At 55.5% G+C, this 887-nt stretch carries 1 protein-coding gene; it reads left to right on the top strand.

Annotated features, from left to right (window positions below):
• The coding region (locus D1841_RS17605; protein WP_160644963.1) for an IS30 family transposase at positions 1-887 on the top strand (887 nt) is incomplete at both ends.

Here is an 887-nt window from a genome sequence, read left to right as displayed (position 1 = left end):
GTGAGCCGGGCCAGCATTTACAATGAAATTCATCGCGGCATGACCCTGCAGATGACCCCGGAGTATGAGTTTGTAAAGGTTTACTGCGCTGATACGGCGGAGCGCTGGTATCAGGCGCATTTGGCGGTACGCGGCATAGGTTTGAAGCTGGGAAACGACTTCGCTGCGGCAAATTACATCGAACGGATGATAGTAGAAAAGAGATGCTCTCCCGCTGTTGTGGCGGCGAAAATGCAGGAGGAAAGGGGTTTTTCCACCCGGTTATGTGTGAACACCATTTACAATTACATCTACCGGGAGGACGTTTTCCTGAAGCTGAAAAAGGAGCACCTCCGCTACAAAGGCAGGCGCAGGAACCGCAGGCCCAGCCACCCTAAAGCCGCCCGGGCCTCTGCCGGGGACAGCATTGAAAAGCGCCCGCCGGAGGTAAAAGAGCGGAAAACCTTCGGGCATTGGGAGATGGATACAGTGGTCAGCGGGAAGGATGGGCGCGGGACCTTGCTGGTGTTGACAGAGCGTACAACCCGTTATGAGATTATTGTCCTTTTGCCAGACAGGACAGCCAGCAGCGTGGTGAAAGCCTTGGATGTTTTGGAGAAGAAATACGGCAGGCGCAAGTTCCGGCGCACCTTCAAGACCACCACCTGCGACAACGGCAGTGAATTCGCGGACTGCCAGGGCATGGAGCACACCCGTTATGGACGCGGCCCTCGCACAAAAATCTACTACTGCCACCCTTACAGCGCTTACGAGCGGGGCAGCAATGAGAACGCCAACGGCCTGATACGCCGTTTCTTTCCCAAGGGCACAGATTTCAGCAAGGTAACGAAAAAGGCAGTCCGGCAGGTGCAGGACTGGATGAACCAGTACCCCAGGAAGATACTTGG

Source organism: Neglectibacter sp. X4 (assembly GCF_009917365.1).
GTDB lineage: Bacteria > Bacillota > Clostridia > Oscillospirales > Acutalibacteraceae > Acutalibacter.
The sequence above is the reverse complement of the archived record's forward strand: the minus strand, read 5'-3'. Positions and strand labels throughout refer to the sequence as shown.